Genomic DNA, 15006 nt, shown 5'->3' on the forward strand with positions numbered 1-15006 from the left:
GACAAAAAAGAGGTTATTGTTATGTAATTTAAAAGAGAGTGATTACTCACTCCCTTTGCTACTTCCATATTATGTCCAACACTTCGTTTCCTTCGCAGAATACTGAGTCTATATATTTCTCCATCAATTCTCTGGTAAGTTTAGTGTTGTCTATTACTTCTTTTTCTTCTTTTGCTTTTTGTATTTTTTCTTTTATTGCTTGTATTTCTTCATCTATCAAATTTTTAGAGTCAATGAATTTTTGTCTATTCATCTTGCCTAATTTATACTTCTCAAAATTCTGCATTTTTTTAGCTTCAAGATCTTCGATAGATTTTTCCATTGGTTTAACTTTTACTTTTTCATTCTTGATTGGATCTTCTAGACCATATTTTTCTTTTATTGCTTCAAATACTTGCTCTTCAAGGCTTCCTGCTCTTGAGTTCTTGTGTTTTACATTATTACACTTACATATCCTACAAGTAAAATATGTGTGTACTCTAAGACTTCCGTCATGTCTTTTGTGTTTTGATTGAATACACCCCAAAATGTGATTACAAGTTGGACATTTCGCAAAACCTTGTAGTGGAGATTTTTTCCTCCATTCATAATCGGTATTTTTACCTTTCATAAATAGATTCTTCTCTTTAATCTTCTGAACTTTTTCAAAGTCTTCTTTAGATATAATAGCTTCATGGTTATTTTCAACTCTTCCCCATTCTTCTTTTGGTTTGAATTTAAAAGAAGATGGATTTAATACTGACTTATCTTGCATATTGAAAGTGTAAGTTCCAGTATAATTTTCATTTGCTAATACATCTATTACATTGCCATTAGTCCAAGTTGGTCTAGGCTTTTTCGCAGTTCTAATTATTGAATACTCAAAATCGAGATTTGTTAATTCACTCTTTCTTTTTGATGGTGTTGGTATTTTTTCTTCATTCAATATCTTAGCTATATTTCTTGAAGATATACCATCAAGTGCAAGTTTAAAAATCTTCTTTACTATCCAAGCTGTTTCTTCATCAACTATGATTTTGTGTCTATCATTAGGATCTTTCATATATCCCAATGGTGGACTCCAAGCTAAAAATTTTCCTTGTTTTTTAAGTGTAGTCATAGATGATTTTACCTTTTCAGAAATATCTTTTGTGTAGAAATCATATAATAGTCCCTTGAATTGAATATCTAAATTTGTTCCATTTCCCTTTTCTTTATTACTATCATATCCATCATTTATGGCAATGAATCTTACTCCTAGGAATGGAAATATATTTTCAAGATAATCTCCAAGTGTTATATAATCTCTCATAAATCTGGACAAGTCTTTTACAATTATCGTCTGTATGTTGTTTTTCTTTACATCTTCGAGCATTCTTTGAAAGGCTGGTCTATTTTCATTTGTTCCAGAATATCCGTCATCGACATATTCTTCTCTTGTGAAGTTCTTAAATTCTTCATTCTTGTCGAGATAATCGTTTAGATATGCTCTTTGGTTTATGATACTTTCACTCTCATCAGTCTTTATCATATCTTCAACGGATAATCTAATATAAAGAGCAATCTTACTCATCGTCTGTTCCTCCTACCAAATTATCTATATTGAATTTAAAGACTATTTCAAATTCGTGTTTATCATAAACTATTATTTTTTCAATTAAGTTATGGATTAAATCGCCAGGTAGCTTTTCCAAATTCTTTGAAGCATATAAATCATTTATCCATTTTGTTGATTTTAATCTTTCTTTTTTAAGCTTTGATATATTAACTTCAATTGCTGAAATCTCGTTATCAAATGTAGACATATGACTTTGAGCAATCTCTCTTCTCAATAGATACTCATCTCTATCAATCTTGCCTAGACTATATTCTTCATAGGATTTTTGAATGATATTTTCTTCATTTAGATTTTTTCTTTTAAGATTTTCAATATCTTTTTTACAAGTATCTATTGCTGTATTAAATCTAGCTTTAATTCGGTTAACAAATTTTGACTTGCTAGTTGTCTTCATAATAAACTCAGAAATCTTATCACTAATAGCCTGATCCAAATCTCTTTCCATAATGAATACTGATTTTTCTGGTTTTATACTTCCACTAAATCTCTCATTCTGAAATGAATAGTAAAGTCTATCCTTATTTTTACCATAGATACGAGTTCTTCTATTAAGTTCTTTGCCAGTATTATTGTTAATTACAAGACCTTTAAATCTGTTCTCATAGTCCCTATTTTCAAAATTGTGCATTGGCGAACTGAAAACATGATTTTTCTTTCTCTCTAATCTTTCTTGTAGTATTCTTTCGTGAACTTCCTTAGAAATGATTGCCTCATGTGCATTCTCACAAATTATATACTGACTTTCATCTACAAAATGTTGTTTAATACCTTTTGCAAGATTTTGTTGCTTAACTCCTTGTACTAAAGTCCCCGTATAAGCTGGGTTTGTAAGCATTTTTGAAATTGTCCCTTTATTCCATTCAGGATCATCATTTTCTCTGTAAACTCTCCCAGTTTTGTAATAAACCATTCCAGGAGCATACCCTTTTTCATTAAAATGCTTTGCGACTTCATATTGGCTTTTGCCTTGAAGAGTCAAATCAAACATCTCTTCCACAATAAATCTAACATTTTCATCAATTACAAGCTTTTGACCTTCTTTAGATTTTTTAATCTTGTACCCGTAAGGTGGAACAGATCCAATAAAGTATCCATTTCTTGCTCTATTGTGTTTTGAGGTCTTTATCTTAACTGAAATATCCTTAGCATACATATCGTTGATAATATTTTTAAGAGTAACCTCAAAAGATTTCTTTGAATCTGTTTCTTTGACTGTGTCTAATTTATCATTAACTGAAATAAATCTAACACCTAAAAATGGAAAAACTTTATCAATCAATCTTCCCATTTCGAGATATTCTCTTCCAAGTCTTGATAAATCTCTGATAATAATGCAATTGATTCTTCTATCCCTAATATCTTGCATCATATTCTGAAATGATGGTCTTTCAAAGTTTGTTCCACTATATTCATAGTCAGTGTAAACTTCTAAAACATCTATATTTTCTTTTAATGCATATTCTTTACAAGACAGTATTTGAGTTTCTATTGAGTATGATTTTTCTCTCCACTCTTCTGTTCTTTCGTTGGATAGCCTTGTATAAATTCCGGCCTTAAAGACTTTTCTTTCTGTCTTTTCGCTTTTCTTTTCAATATATCTTTTGGAAGTTCTTGCCATTATAAAACACCTCCAGCTAATTGCATTGGAGTCTTATTTTCAAGAGCATTTCCAAATACCTTATTTATTGAAATCAAATTCTTCTTTACTTCGAACTTGCTTTCACTTTTTTCTTTTATAAGGGTCTTCAGTAAGTTAACTGTTTCCAAATTATTAAAGACAAAATTAATCTCATTATTTTCTCCGATTTCAATTCTATCTATAAAAGATACAATTGTTAGCCTATTTAGACTACTTAAATCAGTGGGAACAATTTCGGAAACCAAACTGTCCTTATTTTTCATCTTTTCTTGCAAGTTGGCAAGTATATTTTTCTTTGTAGCAATTTGTTTCTCTATTTCCCTGATTTTAATAAGATAATTTTTTCTGAACCTTTCAAACTCTTCAGAAGTTATAAGTTCATCTTCTAAGTCCATATATAAAGATTGTCTAAGTCTTTCATACTTTCTTTTTTCTGAGTTTAAGCTTTCAAAGTCAATATTAAATGTAACTTTTGATACATCTAACTTATTAACTTGACTTAGTAGCTCATTATATTTTTTCAAATAATCTTTAAGTGCAAAAAGAGTCATATCCAGTAGATAGTCTTCTTTTATACTATGTCTTGTGCAATCTCCTTTGTTATTATAGTGAGAACAAATATAAAAAATATTATATCCATTCTTGGACTTAACCTTTCTTCTAACCATTGAAGATCCACAATCTTTGCAATAAAGCATTCCTGATAAAATATGTGGTATATCTGCTGATTGTTTTACATCTCGGAGCATCATCTTATTAGCCAAAGCATAAATGCTTTTTGAAATAATAGGCTTATGAGAGTCGTTTATTACAATCCAATCTTCTTCATTTACTTCTACTTCTCTCTTAGACTTGTAATTTAGTTTTCTAGTTTTCCCTTGTTCAAGCACTCCTATATAGACCTTGTTTGTAATAATCCTATTGACCATTTTTGCGTCCCATTTAGAGTCTTTAACAATAAAACCAGTAGTATGATTATCGCCAGAATTTTCTTTATGCTTAGATGGTGTTACACAACCTATGCTATTTAAAAAATCTGCAATAGCCTTAGATGAGTAGCCGTCTATCTTCATATTGAAGATTCTTTCAATTATGTGCGAAACTTCTGTATCAACGACTAACTTATGTTTGTTTTTGCTGTCCTTCTTATAACCAAAAGGAGCAAATGCACCAATAAATTCACCATTCTTTCTTTTGATCTCTTTTGAAGATTTAACTTTCATAGAAATATCTCTACAATAAGAATCATTAATAAAGTTTCTTATCGGAAGAATTAGGTGTGTATCGCTTACATCTGCATTTTCACTGTCATAGTTATCGTTTACGGATATAAACCTTATACCTTTTTCTGGAAATATCTTTTGAAGATATTTACCTGATTCGATATAATCCCTCCCAAAACGGGATAAGTCCTTCACAATAATTGTTTTGAACTTTTTCTCTTCAAGATCTTGAATCATCTTCTTAAATTTTGGTCTGTCAAAATTAGATCCTGAAAAGCCATCGTCTACATATTCAGCAACAACTTTAAAATCATTGTCCCTTGCATATGATTTGATAATCTGTCTTTGATTTGAAATAGAATTACTTTCTGTGCTATCTCCATCCTCTCTTGATAAACGAAGATACATACAAGCAAATTTTTCCATCACAAAACCTCCTTAATTTGTATTTGGGCAAATAGTCATTAAGGAGTTCTTCTACCACTTATATTTTACCGCACCCAAGTTTTTAAGTCAGCACCCCAGCTTATAGCCTTATACAAGCTCTACATAAATAAAGCTCAACAATATCTAGTAAGTCGAGGGACTCTTTATCACTTTGAGTGTAAGTAATTTTTTTAGAATAATCTTCTTTTGATATTTGCTCTTTAGGTTTACATTTCTTCTTTTCTTTTGTATTCATAGGTTTTACCTCACAATATAAAATTAAAGTTTTTTGACATTGACAAGTGCCTTGGATTAGCAACATAGGAATCTCACCTCCGCCTCTGTTCAGGATGAGCCGGCTTCAACCTTAGAAGTATCATTATCCTCATTTTCTTCATAGCGAATAGGGTATCCCTCCCTATATTCAAACTCTTACTTATCGCTCCCTTTCTTCTTCCCTTGCTTTTAGCTTAGCAGTACTTGTTTTGCCGAATTATTCAGCAGAAAGATCTTGGCGGATAGGTTATTACGCTCCAAAAATGATTAATGTCTTGTCTTGGTCTATTCAATTGTTAAGGTTCAAAATTTATCGAGAGTTATTAATATTTTAAAAATTTGACCATCAGAAAATACTTATCTTGATGAAACAAAATTGTTTAAAATTACCCTCTTATACTTAACAGTGAAAAGAAGTCTTTCTTGGTAACCAATTTTCAAAAATAAATTTGGTTAAATGAAAAGGTCCAATTCCCACTGCATAAGTAACAGTGAAAATTAGACCCTCTTGGCAATTGTCATCTAAAAGTCTTCTAACATTTCCTTTAGTTTTTCTAAGACTTTATTACGCATTTTAATAACGGCTGGATGAGAAATATTCAGTTTATCAGCTACTTCTCTAATTGTTTCTTCTTTATAGAAAAGACTTTCTATCAAATCCCTTTCAATAGGGTTGAGTTTAGAAATAGCTCTTCTTACTTCTTCAATCATTTCCTTTGTTTCGATAATTTTTTCAACATCAAATTCCAGATCTTCTAAATTTTCTTCAAAATTACCATCATGATTATAGGAACAAAAAAAGAAACAGTTATTTAACCTGTCTCTTCTCATTTGATATTTCTCTTTATTCAATTCACTATGATAAGCAAGATATACCTCTTTGCTAACAACCACTTTCTTCCCTTCTACAAATAAATAATATTCTTTGTCCATTAATTTTTCCTCCTTGTTGACATGAATTTCTTTTGTTCGAAAATGAAATTCACACAAGGAGGGCTTCTAATTCTTTGCATATATTCTCCTGGGCATAAAAAAAGACCGAAAGAAAATAAATTCTTTCAGTCAATAAATGCCAATATTAAATTTAGGTGCTAATCACCCATCATGGATATTATATATGCACTTAAGTACACATAAAATTCGTATATGGTACTTTTTTCATTCGGAAATAGTACGCAATAAGTTCGTCATAAATTAATTTCTTAGATGTTCATTATTTCTTCAATGCTACGACCGTCTTCAAGTTGGCTAATAGCAGTCGGTAAAGTATATCCCCAAATTATTACACCAACCAATGCAATTGCTTCCTTTTTTCTTTGGTAATAAACAGTTCTCTCTAAAGATACACTTCTCATACAAGCTTCATCAGTAATCTTTTTTTCAGAAATGTAGTAATTATAAATAATCTTATGATAAATTTCTCCATATTCTGGATAAACTTTTAGCCTAACACAGGAATCATAAATTATTAAAAGCATAAGCTTACTATCCATTACATTGGAAACTCTATTATTAAACTTTTCTTCAACTTTTTCTGGAGCAAATGTAGAAAGATACAAGTAAGCAGATTCTGAAGTTGATCCATAGTTTTCTTTACTCTCAAACATCATAAAATTTGCCCTGCTATCTACTGCCCAGGTAACTTGTCTATATAAACTTAAAATAAGTTTTGCAGCTGAACTGATTTCTTCAAATTTCAAGTTGCTATCTGCATACATGTTCATTATATTCTTTAAAGTTTTACTTATTCTCAATCAAATCACCCCAATACAATTTATTTACAAACTTGAATGTTTGTGCTATAATATGAATATAAGTTCAGTTTGTATTATATCTCAAATTGAAAAATAATTCAAGCACTATTGTTCGTATTAAAAGTTATAAATGCACATTAGTACAGGAGGTTAAAGTTATGGCTTTTGCGGATAGATTAAAGGATTTTCGTGAAAAAGAAAAGTTAAGTCAAGCAGATTTTGCAAAAATGATAGGAATAAGTACAAGAACTCTTGTACATTATGAAGACGGAGAAAGATACCCAAGAGATGTCGAGGTTTACAAAAAAATAGCTGAAGTTATGGACTGTGATTACAATTACCTTCTAGAAGAAAGTGATGAGTTTTTAAATAGAGTTTATAACATGGGTGGCAAAAGAGAATTAGAAAAAGCTAGAGCATTAACAGAAGGTCTAAGCTCTTTATTTGCAGGTGGAGAAATTTCTGATGAAGATAAAGATGCTGCTTTTGAAGCTATTACTCGTGCTTATTGGGAGGCTAAAAGAGAAAATAAGAAATACGGTCGTAAGAAAAAAGATTAGGTGATTTTATGAGTATGAATCGCTATATATATGATAAGGTTAATCGACTTATAAAAAAATATAAGACACGAGATCCTATCGAATTAATAGAAGCTTTGAATATTAACCTGGTATATCTACCTAAAACAGAAATACTTTTAGGAATGTACCATTATATTCAAAGGAACAGATTTATTTTTATTAGTAGCAACACAAATTTTAATAGAAAGACTATATTAGCACATGAATTAGGTCACGATCAACTTCACAGAGATTATTGCATGAGTGGTGGAGCTTTTCATGACCAAACAGTGCTAAACCCTACAAATAAATTTGAAACTGAAGCTAATATTTTTGCAGCTCATTTATTAATAAGTGATGAAGATGTCTTCGATAATATCAATGATCAAGTTTGTGATTATGAAATTGCTGGACAATTAGGTGTGGATATAAATTTACTAAATTTAAAAATTTCTGAGTTAGCAAAAATGGGCAAGTTTAATAAACCAATTAATGTTAATACACCTCAGGGAGATTTTCTTAAAAACTATCGCCCTGAACATGATGATTATTATTAGGAGACTCTATGGGAATTTTTATTGCAGGATATTTTTTATTAATCCTTTCTGGAATAGTTTTCTACTATCTCATCACTACCTACTCTGTAAAAATCTCAGCATTTTTGATTGATTTTATAGTTGTAGGTTTAGGATTTTATATATCCATAAAAGATAAACTAGATAACAAATTAGCTATTCCCCTTTCAATTACGGTAGTAATAATTTATGGAATATTGCTAATTTTAATAAATCAAAAGCTACCAAAAATCAGTAAACTTTTAAACTATATAATTGCTTTTATAGGATCATCAGTTGCCCTATGGTTGGCACTAGATTTTATAACAAACACACTAAACGCTTTTAAGATAATCGGTCAAACTTATCATCAATTACCAATAACAAAAAGTATGATGATAAATTCCTTTATACATTATGTAATTGTATTCTTGATTAGTATTCCAGTGTTTAAAGGTAGAATGAAATTTATACTTGGAGGAAATTATGAGTAAAGAAATTGATAAAAACAAAAACGAAAATCAAGAAAAAAAAGAACTTCAAATTAGATCATCTGCTGCTGAATACTTGACTTTTATTGCAGCAAATGGTGATGATCAAGAAGCTATTGAAATTAGATATGAAGATGAGAATATTTGGCTAACTCAAAAGATGATGGCAGCTCTTTATAATGTTAGTGTCGCCACAATAAATGAACATCTTAAAAAAATCTATGCCGATAGTGAATTACAAGAAGAAGCAACTATTAGGAATTTCCTAATAGTTCAAAAAGAAGGTTCTAGAAATGTTTCAAGGGAAACAAAGCACTATAATCTGCAAGCAATTATTGCAGTAGGGTTTAAAGTTAATAACGAACGTGCCGTCCAATTTAGAAAGTGGGCAAACCAAATTGTAAAAGATTTTACAATTAAAGGTTGGGCAATGGATGATGAAAGGCTCAAGAATTCTGGTACAAAACTTACCAAGGATTATTTCGAAAAATTACTTGTAAAAATTCGTGAGATTAGATTATCTGAGAGAAGATTCTATCAAAAAATCACAGATATTTATGCCACATCTTTAGACTATGATCCATCTGCAAAAGCAACAAAAAGATTTTTTGCCGCTATTCAAAATAAATTGCACTATGCAATTCATGGAAAAACTGCAGCTGAATTAATTGTAGATAGAGCCAATCACAAAACTAAAAATATGGGACTTACTACTTGGGAAGGATCACCAGATTCAAAAATTCATAAATATGATGTAGTCGTTGCAAAAAATTATCTAAACGAAGAAGAATTAAATCAAATGCAAAGAATTGTTTCATCATATTTGGACATGGCAGAGCTGCAAGCAGAAAGACATATCCCTATGACTATGGAAGATTGGGAAAAAAGATTAAATGGATTTTTACAATTATGGGATAAAGAAATTCTAAACGATGCAGGAAAAGTCTCTGCAGCTCTTGCTAAAAAGCACGCAGAGAGTGAGTTTGAAAAATATAGAATTATACAAGATAGACTCTACAAAAGTGATTTTGATAAATTCTTGGAATTAGAAGATGATACTAAAAAATTAGAAGAATAACTTAATATACGCTTAACGCTTATAAGGGTCTGTAAATAATTTTGTGTATCAACCTAAATCCTGATTAAAGGGTAAGGGTTGATACATTTTTTATTCTTAATCTTCATTTGTGTAGCTATAACTTTTTCTGCATCATCATTTTTATCTTCTAGATTATCTTCAAAATTCCCATCATGATTTAGGGACGAAAAAAAGAGCAAGTGGTTTTTCTTGTCCACCTGCTCTAAATATTTTTCATGTTCTCTTTCTTGCCAGTAGACTTTGTATATCTGCTCGCTTACTTTGATTTTTTGCCCACCGACATAAAGGTAATATTCTTTTGTCATTTATGTTTCCTCCATTCTTTTTTGTCTTTATGTTTTCAGACAAAAAAAGGAGGACTCCTGCTCTTGGGCATGGTTAGTCCTCTAGAATGAAAAAAACTCTTTCTAATAGTAATTGTATTTAATTTTTTAACTGAGTTATCTAACTTGTAAATAGTGTAAACCAAAGAAAAAAGGTAAATGTACTTTAATTATATTTATTTGCATATTTCCCTCCATTCTTTTAAATAAACCACTTAATATTCATTACTTGAATTTTTCAAACTAATTTTATCCATCCTATTTAATTCCCCAAACATCATTACTACACCAGCTATTATCATAATTAAATCTACAAGGGGTTCTGCAAACCATACTGCTTTAACTCCAAATATCATTGGTAAAATAATCATGGCAGGTACGAATAAAAATAATTGTCTTAGCATGACGATTATGCCTGCCTTTTTAGCATTTCCTATTGCTTGGAAGAATGTTATAGACATAACCATTACTCCATATAAGATAAATATAGAATAAAATAGTCTAAAGTTTCCTACTCCCTGAGTTATAATACTTTCTTCTACTCCAAATAGGGAAAGGATGTTTTTTGAAAATAATAAGACTGGTAGCCAAAATATGGCTGCAAGAACAAGTCCTCCAATGGAGAATACCTTCATTGCCTCCTTTACCCTGTCATATCTTTTTGCTCCAAAGTTTGTACCAACAACAGGTTGCAAGCCTTGACTCATTCCCCAAAGTGGAATAAAGGAAAAGGCATATATTCTTAAAGTTGCTGCCATTAAGATAGCATTTGTATCTCCTCCATATTTAAATGACATTTTATATAGCATTGTTTGTTGAATCATAAATAAAATTTGCATCATCATAGCAGATGACCCTACGCCAAACATTTCTTTTTTTATTTCCTGATCAGGTTTGATTTTATTTATTTTTACTGCTTTACTTTTATATTTGAAGTAATGGAGTGTTATTATTGCTTGAACAAATTGTGCTGTAATAGTTGCAAGTGCAGCCCCTTCAATTGCATATTTTCCCATTAATTTCATTAGAATGGGATCAAGAATTATGTTTAAAAAAGCTCCTAGCCCCATAATGAGCATTGCTTTTTTCATTAATCCTTCTCCACGCATAACCATGTTTGCTGATTGAGTAAAGTTTACAAATAAAGAACCAATAAAAATTACTCGTAAATATCTGATACCATATTCTTTAATTTCTCCACTTGCTCCAACCATATCTAAAAAATGTGGTGCAAGTAAAATTCCGCCTATTGTAATAATTGATGAGAATAGAATAACCCAAAAGATTAAATTCCCCATAATTTTATCAACTGTTTTTTTGTCGCCCTTTCCTATAGCTCTTGATAAAACCGATGCTGAACCTACACCAATAAGTGTAGATACACCACTATTGAAAAATGTAAGTGGCATAGCTACACCACAAGCTGTCATTGCTGTTTGTCCTATAATATTTCCTGCAAAAATTCCATCCATTAGTGGATAAAGACCTATTACTATCATTCCTATTACAGCAGGGATAGATAATTGAAAAAGTAAATCTATAGGTCTTTTTGTTAATAATTGTTCTTTCATATCTTGTTTCATAAAATCATCCTCTATTAAATTTTATTCAATTTTCCAACCAGTAGCTTTTTCTCTTTTCTCAATAAAACTCTTGTATATGTGTGATTTTTCCATAAGCTCTTTATGTTTACCAATACTTTCAATATTTCCTTTATCCATAACAACAATTTGATCAGCATTTTTAATAGTATCAAGTTTATGTGCAATCACAATTACAGTTTTATCTTTTAACAAATTGTTTAAAGCAGTTATAAGTTGTTGTTCATTTTCTGGATCTACACTTGAAGTAGCTTCGTCAAGAATAACAATTCTGCTTGGTTTTAGCATAGCTCTTGCTATAGATATTCTCTGACGCTCTCCTCCAGATAAATTTGAACCACCCTCTTGTAAAACTGTGTCATAACCATCTGACAACTTCATAATAAATTCATGACACTGTGCTTGCTTAGCAACATTAATAACTTCCTCATCACTAGCTTCTGGATTTCCGAACTTAATGTTGTTTTTTATAGTGTCATCAAATAAATAGACGTCTTGAAAAACAAAAGTGAAATTAGATAACAGATTGTCATACCTAAAATCTTTTATGTTATTATCATCAATCAATATTTCTCCAGAATCTACATCCCAAAATCTAGCTATCAAATTACAAAGTGTTGTTTTTCCACTTCCAGAACCACCTACAATTGCTGTAGTCTTACCTTTTGGAATATCTAAATTTAAACGGTTAAATAAGTTCTGTTCGTCATATGAGAAGTCAACGTCCTTTAGATTTATATCTCCTTTTTCAAAACTTGTTCTTGTGCCTTCTGAAATTGTTGGTAAATTCCTAAGTTTAGCAATTGAATCCAAGTTTTGTATAGCTATTCCTCTAACGTTTTGCATACTTCCAGCCATTTCAAAACCGGAAAAAACAATAAAACTAGATACTACAAGCATTACAGCTTTATAGTGATCAATTTCTCCTATACAAAATCTATAAATAGCTGAAAATATAATAAGACAAATCCCCAATTTAAATATAATTAGAAATATCAAAGCAGCAGGTGCTACAGTTTTTTCAACATTTATAAAACCTCTTCTATTTTTATAAATCTCTCTGTCCAATTCTTTAGTCATTTCACCACTTTTTCCAAATGATTTAATAACACTAATACCTTTAACATACTCCAAAGTAGATGCATTTAGATTTATTTTTAAAGCTTGTAATTTTTTAGTCAACTCGTCTGATTTCTTTTGAAAGATAGCATTGCATAACATTCCCAAGAATAAAGTTCCTAAAATTATAAAACCTGTAACTATATCAAATGGAATCATGAATATCGCCATTATTATAGTTTGAATTACTCCTACAAATAAAGTTTCTATTATATTAACACCTACGGTTTCAAGTTCACCTATAACTGTGGTTAATCCGCCTGAAATATTTCCAAGGCGGTTGCTGCTAAAATATCCCATATTCACTTTTTTTAACTGATCACCTATATATAGCCTATTTTCTGCTCCCATATTGTAAGTTGCGATATATTTATTTCTATCCGCCATATAACTAGATAATATTTTGCCTACTACACTTAGTAGGGCTATAGCAAATACGACATAGATGTCTTCTTGTTTAATATTTCTTCCTTCATATATATTTTGAAATATTTTAAGTAAAAGCAACATTGTAGCCCCAAGGGATATTCCTTCAAATATACTTTTTAATACTTCAAAGAAAAACATCTTGCTAATTTTGGAAGATTCTTTTCCAGCAATCCAATATAATTTGTGAATTAATTCTTTCATCTACTCACCCCTATCGTTTGATAAACTTATATGTGATTTCCACATTTTTGCATATGTTTCACTTTTTTCAAGAAGTTCTTTATGAGTTCCTTCCGCTTCAATTTCCCCATTGTTTAATACTATAATCTTATCTGCCCCTATTATTGTAGAAAGTCTATGAGCAATCATGATAACAGTTTTATTTTCTACTAATGCATCTATCGATTTTTGAATTTCAGCTTCATTATCTGGATCAGAATATGCTGTAGCTTCGTCTAATAAAACTATTGGGCTGTCTTTAAGCAAAGCTCTAGCTATTGTAAGTCTTTGTCTCTCACCGCCAGATAAATTGCTTCCAGATTCTCCTATTATGGTTTCATATCCATTAGGAAGACTCATAATAAAGTCATGACAAGAAGCTTTTTTACAAGCATCTTTTATCTCTTCAATACTAGCATTTTGATTTGCCATTCTCATATTATCTATAATACTTTTCCTAAATAGATAATTTTCTTGTGATACATAGGTTACAAGTTCCATGTTCTTTTCAAGAGAAACATCTTTAAGATTTACATTTCCTACGGATATTTTCCCTTTATTAATGTTCCAATATCCCGCAATTAGCTTAGCAATAGTGGATTTTCCACCGCCAGAATAACCAACAATAGCTGTAAGTTTATTTTCTTTTGCACTAAAGGATAAGTTATCAAAAACTTTTTTCTTATCATTATAGGCAAAACATACATTTTCAAAATTAATATCGTATGATCTTATTTTCTCCTCTCCATTACCTCGTTCTAACTCTGGTAACTCAATAACATTTTTTATTTCATCAATTACAACTCTCACATTCGCCATAGTATCCATATGACTCATAGCTTTAATCAAAGGTTTGTAGCAGGCATAAGATAATAAAACACACATTATTAGATTGCCTACTTCAATACTTCCATTCATATACAAGTATAAAGAAGTTGGTAAAACAAATAATAAAGTTGATGGTAAAACTTCCATTGCTGCTGTCATATAGAAACAAACACTTAAATACCAATTTAGCATACTGTCTCTATTACTATTTACAGCATCTACAAATTTTCCATATGATGATGCAGATTTATTGAATGCCTTTATAACTTGAATACCTCTAATATATTCAACAGCTGTTGTATTCATGTTTTTTGCGGCTTCTTGATAATTTCGTGATTTTTCTTCATATCCGCCCATCATTAGAATTGAAAATAACACCCCTAGAGGTAAGGTTATAAGATTTGCAATTCCAATTCTCCAATCTATAATAAAAACAATAACTACTAAAGCGATTGGAATGATAAGATTAGCTATTACTTCAGGAATAACATGAGCTATCGGTTGCTCAATTTTATTCAAAGTTTCTACCATAAACTGAGTCCATTCTCCACTAGATCGTTTTTCAATCTCTCCCATTGATAATCTATTAATTTTTCTTACAAGTTTCTTCCTCTCGTCCTCTATTATGCGAAATGCTAAATTGTGAGAAATTAAAGTTGAAATCTCATGAAAAATAACACTTCCTATTAATCCACCTAAAATAAGCAAAATTGGTCTTACATAGAATTCTAAATCTGTATTATTAATTGCTATATTTTGAGTAATCTTAGCCAAAGCAAAATATGGTACAACACCACAAAAAACACCAATTATTGCTATAATAACTGACGATAAAATTTGTCCTATATGCTTTTTTAAAACTTCCATT

General features: G+C 30.3%; 13 protein-coding genes and 1 pseudogene. 4 read left to right on the top strand and 10 right to left on the bottom strand.

Annotated elements, in window-relative coordinates; all coding sequences use genetic code 11:
* Window positions 1–58 precede the first annotated feature (58 nt).
* The 6 genes from J2Z38_RS08430 to J2Z38_RS08455 all read right to left on the bottom strand — a co-directional run bounded on the left by J2Z38_RS08430 (window position 59) and on the right by J2Z38_RS08455 (window position 6885).
* The gene (locus J2Z38_RS08430; protein WP_209774762.1) at window positions 59–1552 is read right to left on the bottom strand and encodes a recombinase family protein; all 1494 of its coding nucleotides are present in this window, start codon (window positions 1550–1552) and stop codon (window positions 59–61) included.
* Complete coding sequence (locus J2Z38_RS08435) at window positions 1545–3215, bottom strand: recombinase family protein (RefSeq protein ID WP_209774764.1); 1671 nt, start codon at window positions 3213–3215, stop codon at window positions 1545–1547. Before J2Z38_RS08435 ends, J2Z38_RS08430 begins: the two co-directional genes overlap by 8 nt.
* Entirely contained in the window at window positions 3215–4885 is a 1671-nt protein-coding gene (locus J2Z38_RS08440) for a recombinase family protein (RefSeq protein ID WP_209774766.1), read from the bottom strand. Before J2Z38_RS08440 ends, J2Z38_RS08435 begins: the two co-directional genes overlap by 1 nt.
* 100 nt (window positions 4886–4985) lie before the next feature.
* Window positions 4986–5207 carry a hypothetical protein gene (locus tag J2Z38_RS08445; RefSeq protein WP_000924586.1) on the bottom strand — a complete coding sequence of 74 codons (222 nt, stop codon included), beginning with the start codon at window positions 5205–5207 and terminating at the stop codon, window positions 4986–4988.
* 476 nt (window positions 5208–5683) lie between these two features.
* Entirely contained in the window at window positions 5684–6094 is a 411-nt protein-coding gene (locus J2Z38_RS08450; protein ID WP_209774768.1) for a sigma factor-like helix-turn-helix DNA-binding protein, read from the bottom strand.
* 269 nt (window positions 6095–6363) lie between these two features.
* A complete protein-coding gene (locus J2Z38_RS08455) occupies window positions 6364–6885 on the bottom strand; it encodes a hypothetical protein (RefSeq protein WP_225304651.1) in 522 nt (173 codons plus the stop codon).
* Between the two features lie 188 nt (window positions 6886–7073).
* Between J2Z38_RS08455 and J2Z38_RS08460 the strand changes: the two genes are divergently transcribed.
* Genes J2Z38_RS08460 through J2Z38_RS08475 form a run of 4 tightly spaced genes read left to right on the top strand, consistent with a single transcriptional unit; the run spans window position 7074 to window position 9598 of the window.
* A complete protein-coding gene (locus J2Z38_RS08460; protein WP_000852880.1) occupies window positions 7074–7475 on the top strand; it encodes a helix-turn-helix domain-containing protein in 402 nt (133 codons plus the stop codon).
* Between the two features lie 8 nt (window positions 7476–7483).
* Entirely contained in the window at window positions 7484–8032 is a 549-nt protein-coding gene (locus J2Z38_RS08465) for an ImmA/IrrE family metallo-endopeptidase (protein WP_209774770.1), read from the top strand.
* Window positions 8033–8040: 8 nt separating this feature from the next.
* Window positions 8041–8523 carry a hypothetical protein gene (locus J2Z38_RS08470; protein ID WP_209774771.1) on the top strand — a complete coding sequence of 161 codons (483 nt, stop codon included), beginning with the start codon at window positions 8041–8043 and terminating at the stop codon, window positions 8521–8523.
* Window positions 8516–9598, top strand: a complete 1083-nt coding sequence (locus J2Z38_RS08475) for a virulence RhuM family protein (protein ID WP_209774773.1) — start codon at window positions 8516–8518, stop codon at window positions 9596–9598. Before J2Z38_RS08470 ends, J2Z38_RS08475 begins: the two co-directional genes overlap by 8 nt.
* A gap of 95 nt (window positions 9599–9693) precedes the next feature.
* Here J2Z38_RS08475 and J2Z38_RS08480 read toward each other — a convergent pair.
* The 4 genes and pseudogenes from J2Z38_RS08480 to J2Z38_RS08495 all read right to left on the bottom strand — a co-directional run.
* A pseudogene (locus J2Z38_RS08480) lies at window positions 9694–9924 on the bottom strand (sigma-70 family RNA polymerase sigma factor); the annotation flags it as partial.
* A 233-nt stretch (window positions 9925–10157) separates the two neighbouring features.
* A complete protein-coding gene (locus J2Z38_RS08485; protein WP_209774774.1) occupies window positions 10158–11525 on the bottom strand; it encodes an MATE family efflux transporter in 1368 nt (455 codons plus the stop codon).
* Between the two features lie 21 nt (window positions 11526–11546).
* Complete coding sequence (locus tag J2Z38_RS08490; RefSeq protein WP_209774776.1) at window positions 11547–13292, bottom strand: ABC transporter ATP-binding protein; 1746 nt, start codon at window positions 13290–13292, stop codon at window positions 11547–11549.
* Window positions 13293–15005 carry an ABC transporter ATP-binding protein gene (locus J2Z38_RS08495; protein WP_209774777.1) on the bottom strand — a complete coding sequence of 571 codons (1713 nt, stop codon included), beginning with the start codon at window positions 15003–15005 and terminating at the stop codon, window positions 13293–13295.
* Between the last annotated feature and the right edge of the window lies 1 nt (window position 15006).

Origin of the sequence: Anaerococcus degeneri (assembly GCF_017874475.1) — a bacterium.
GTDB classification, from domain to species: domain Bacteria; phylum Bacillota; class Clostridia; order Tissierellales; family Peptoniphilaceae; genus Anaerococcus; species Anaerococcus degeneri.